Source organism: Faecalibacterium sp. Marseille-Q4896 (assembly GCF_017377615.1).
Taxonomy (GTDB): Bacteria; Bacillota; Clostridia; order Oscillospirales; family Ruminococcaceae; genus Faecalibacterium; species Faecalibacterium taiwanense.
Genome location: NZ_JAFREG010000018.1, coordinates 1 through 4266, shown reverse-complemented (window position 1 = coordinate 4266; position 4266 = coordinate 1). Strand labels below are relative to the sequence as shown.

The 4266-nt window shown below is 54.5% G+C and carries 3 protein-coding genes and 2 pseudogenes; all 5 read left to right on the top strand.

The features are described 5' to 3' along the window. Nucleotides 1-100 precede the first annotated feature (100 nt). A pseudogene (locus J3348_RS14080) lies at nucleotides 101-1036 on the top strand (conjugal transfer protein TraE); the annotation flags it as partial. Beyond that, complete coding sequence (locus J3348_RS14075) at nucleotides 1033-2766, top strand: C40 family peptidase (protein ID WP_207699207.1); 1734 nt, start codon at nucleotides 1033-1035, stop codon at nucleotides 2764-2766. The pseudogene J3348_RS14080 and the gene J3348_RS14075, both read left to right, overlap by 4 nt. Before the next feature lie 12 nt (nucleotides 2767-2778). Then, complete coding sequence (locus J3348_RS14070) at nucleotides 2779-3051, top strand: DUF4315 family protein (protein WP_112091926.1); 273 nt, start codon at nucleotides 2779-2781, stop codon at nucleotides 3049-3051. Then, nucleotides 3035-3769 carry a DUF4366 domain-containing protein gene (locus J3348_RS14065; protein WP_117930569.1) on the top strand — a complete coding sequence of 245 codons (735 nt, stop codon included), beginning with the start codon at nucleotides 3035-3037 and terminating at the stop codon, nucleotides 3767-3769. The genes J3348_RS14070 and J3348_RS14065 overlap by 17 nt, the downstream gene beginning before the upstream one ends. A gap of 100 nt (nucleotides 3770-3869) precedes the next feature. After that, nucleotides 3870-4157, top strand: a pseudogene (locus J3348_RS14060) (DNA topoisomerase); the annotation flags it as partial. Nucleotides 4158-4266 lie beyond the last annotated feature (109 nt).

Sequence of the window (4266 nt, the reverse complement as noted above, 5' to 3'; positions counted from 1 at the left end):
TATGCTGAGAACCGCTTGAAAAAGTGATGAAATGCTTGAGCCGTATGACGGGAAACTGTCACGTACGGTTCTTAGGCGGGAAGGCGGTGGTAACACCGCTGACCCAGCCGATTACTCGCCGCTGGTGAACCGGCTGAAAGGTCAGGTCATCAAAATCAGCCCCAACAGCACCCAATTTGTCAACCCCATGGACATCAACGCCAACTACTCCGAGGAGGATAATCCGCTGTCCCTGAAAGCCGACTTTATTCTTTCTTTGTGTGAGCTGGTGGTGGGCGGCAAGGAAGGTCTGCTGCCGGTGGAAAAAACCGTCATTGACCGCTGTGTGCATCTGATTTACCGCAAATATTTTGCGAACCCCTGCCCGGAGAATATGCCCATCCTTGAGGACTTGTACAACGCTCTGCTTCAGCAGGAGGAAAAAGAAGCCCACCATGTTGCCACGGCTCTGGAAATCTACGTCAAGGGCAGTCTGAACCTGTTCAACCATCGCACTAACGTGAACGTCAATAACCGCATCGTCTGCTACGACATCAAGGAACTGGGCAAACAGATGAAGAAACTCGGTATGCTCATCGTGCAGGATCAGGTGTGGGGGCGTGTCACGGCAAACCGCAGCAGCGGCAAGTCCACCCGGTATTATATGGATGAGATGCACCTCCTCTTAAAAGAGGAGCAGACCGCCGCTTATTCCGTGGAGATCTGGAAGCGTTTCCGCAAGTGGGGCGGTATTCCCACAGGGCTGACCCAGAACGTGAAAGACCTTCTTTCTTCTCGTGAGGTCGAGAATATTTTCGAGAACAGCGACATGATCATCATGTTGAATCAGGCTGCGGGAGACCGCCAGATTCTCGCAAAGCAGCTCAACATCAGCCCTCATCAGCTTTCCTATGTGACCCACTCCGGCGAGGGCGAAGGGCTGCTGTTTTTCGGTAATGTCATTCTGCCGTTTGTGGACCGTTTCCCCACCGATCTGGAACTCTACCGCATTATGACCACCAAGTTGGGTGAAGTCTCGGAGGGCGCGCAGAAATGAGTGAACCGAAACTGAACATCAAAGAGGAATCGTCTACCAAAAAGACCCGTTCTCCCCCGAAAAAAGCCAAGGTAGAGCAGACGGTGCCCAAAAAGAAAAAGCTGAAAACCGATGCAGATAAAGCTGCGGAAAAGGCACAGCATCTGCGGTTTGGCAAGGCGGAACTGACCCCGGACGAACTGAGCCGGTTGAGTAAGACGCAGAAGCGAGAGATGTACGCTGCCCATGCCGCCCGGTCTGCGGCGCATCACGAAGTTGACCAGTACGAGGATGACAATGTGGGCACGCAGGCGCTGAGCGAGGGCGAAAAGGCGGCAGGAAATGTCCGGGATATTTCCAAGAGCCGCTATGCCCGGAAGCTCAAGAGGAAAGCCAAGATGCAGGGCAAGAAGGGTGCCAGAAACGCAAAATCTTCCGTGCAGAAGCCAACTGCGGCACAAGATACAGGCGCATCCGGCACCGGCGAGGGCGGTTCCAACTGGCTTTCCCGATGGCGGCAGAAGCAAGACATCCGGCAGAGCTACTATGCTGCCGCCCGGTCGGGTACGGCGGCGCAGACCGCAGGTGGCAAAGCGGCATCCAACGGTGCATCTGCTGCCCGGTCCGGCGTGGAACAGGCGGTAGAAAAGGGCAAAACTGCCGTCAGCACCGCCGTAAAGGGGCTGGTGAATGCCGCAAAAGGCAACGCACACGTTCTGGTGATTGTGGGCGTTTTTCTTTTGCTCGTCCTCATGGTGATGTCGGGCTTTTCCTCCTGCGGTATCCTCTTTTCGGGCGGCACACAGGTGTCCGGGCAGACCATATACTCTGCCGAGGATCGGGACATCTGGGGTGCAGAGCAGGACTACAAAAAGCTGGAAAAGGAACTGGATAAAAAGATCAAGCGCACCCCCACCGACCACCCCGGCTACAACGAGTACCAGTACCACCTTGACCCCATTGAACACGACCCGTGGCAGCTCACTTCATTCCTGACCACTCTGTATGATGATTACACCCGGTCGGAAGTGCAGGGCAAGCTGAAGGAGACCTTCAAAAAGCAGTACAAGCTGACCACATGGGTGGAGGTGCAGATTCGGTATAAGACGGTCTGGGTCATCAGTCCGGCAGGTATCCCTGTTCCTACCCAAGTGCCGTATGAGTACAAGATTTTCCACACCAAGTTGGTGAACCGTGGCTTGGAGGTGGTCATCCGGGAGGAACTGGACAACGACCAATGGAAACGCTACGAGATCTTTCAGGACACCTTGGGCGGCAGACCGTATCTGTTCAACGGCGGACTGCCGCCCGGTGGCTCCGATGGCTCCGGCGCACCGGGCATCGACTATCAGGTGCCGGCAGAAGCACTGACCGACAGCGAATTTGCCGCCATCTACAAGGAAGCCCAAAAGTATGTGGGTACGCCCTATGTGTGGGGCGGCTCCACCCCGGAAACCGGCTTCGATTGCAGCGGCTACGTCTGTTGGGTTTACAACCAGAACGGCTACAATGTCGGGCGCACCACGGCCAACGGTCTTTGGAATAAATGCCAGCACATCTCCGAAGCAGAAGCAAAGCCCGGAGATCTGGTTTTCTTCAAAGGTACCTACGACACCCCCGGCATGAGCCATACTGGAATATATCTCGGAAACGGTATGATGGTCAGTGCCGGAGACCCCATCAAGTACGCCAATATCCACTCGTCCTACTGGCAGAAATACCTGTCAGGATTCGGGCGGCTATCCAAATAACAGGAGGACAATATGAGCGAAAAACTCGATAAACTGCGCGCTTCACTGGAAAAAGAGAAGGAACGGCGCATCAAGATCAACAATCGCATCGAAAGTCTGGAGCGGCGGATTCAGGAGGCCGAAGCCGCCGAGGTCAACGAGATGGTTCGGACGGCAAAGGTCACGCCGGAACAGCTTGCCGCCCTGCTGCGGCAGTCCGCAACTTCCACCCCGAACCCGGCTGCGCTGTCCGCAGTCGGTGCTACCATTGATAAGGAGGACCCCGATAATGAAGATGATGAATAAGGTATGTGCGCTGGTGCTGTCGGTGGCACTGTGCGCTGGCATGGCAGCTCCTGCTTTTGCCTATGACGGCGAGCCTGTGGAGGAAGTGGAACAGCCTGTCCTGACTGCTGCCACCGAAGAGGAAGAGGCTGTCACCGTGACCGATGAGGAAACCGGTGCTCTGACCCCGGAGGGCAATCTGACGCTGGTGGACGATTACCACACTGACTACTCCGATGGCAGCGGACAGCAGTTCATTACGCTGGTGTCGAAGTCGGGAGCCACCTTTTATCTGGTCATCGACCGCAATGCCAAGGGACAGCAGACCGTCCACTTTATGAACCTTGTGGATGAAGCCGACCTGCTCTCCCTGATGGAAGATGAAGATGCCGAAGCCTATACCGCCGAAAAGGAAGCGGCGGCGCAGGCAGCGCAGGAGCGCAAACAGGCCGAAGAGGATGCGAAAAAGGCTGCGGAAGAAGCGGAGGCATCCGGTTCTGAACAGACTGGTGGCAACAAAGTTACGAAGTATGCTGCCACATTCTTAGGCGTACTGGCGCTGGTCGGTTTGGTTGCTGGCGGCGGCATTTACACCTTTATGAAGCAGAAGCAGAAAAAGCAGGCCGAAAAAGAAGCTCTTGACCCCGATGCAAACTACACCGAGGACAAGGGCGACTTTGAGATTCCTGTGGAGGATGAACCGGAAGAAACCGGCGAGGAAGATACCGAACCCATCTGATTTTAAGGCGGCGTTTTGCCGCCGTACATATTGCAATCAGAAACAGATTGGAGTGATTTTTATCGCAAAATTAGTCGTGGCGGAAAAGCCATCCGTCGCTATGTCCTACGCCAAAGTCCTCGGTGCGACCAGCCGTCAGGATGGCTACCTTGAGGGCAACGGCTATCTGGTAAGCTGGTGCGTAGGGCACTTGGTAGAACTGGCTCCACCCAACATCTACGATGCCAAGTACGTCAAGTGGAGCATTGCAGACTTGCCCATCCTGCCGCAAAAGTGGCAGTATCTGGTGTCTGCGTCCACCAAAAAGCAGTTTGGTATCCTGCAAAAGCTCATGCACCGCCCGGACGTAGATAGCATTGTGAACAGTTGCGATGCAGGACAGTGCGGTTAGGTGACTTAAGAGAAAGAAAAAGAGACCTCATCTCGTTGAAAATCAAATTTCAAAATCATTAAAGGAGATATTTAAATGAAACGAAATCAGAATTTCGACCATAATC

Bases quoted from the DNA above. Each gene is read 5' to 3' on its own strand.
- J3348_RS14075 (WP_207699207.1), top strand. From the start codon at position 1,033: ATGAGTGAACCGAAACTGAACATCAAAGAGGAATCGTCTACCAAAAAG.
- J3348_RS14070 (WP_112091926.1), top strand. From the start codon at position 2,779: ATGAGCGAAAAACTCGATAAACTGCGCGCTTCACTGGAAAAAGAGAAG.
- J3348_RS14065 (WP_117930569.1), top strand. From the start codon at position 3,035: ATGAAGATGATGAATAAGGTATGTGCGCTGGTGCTGTCGGTGGCACTG.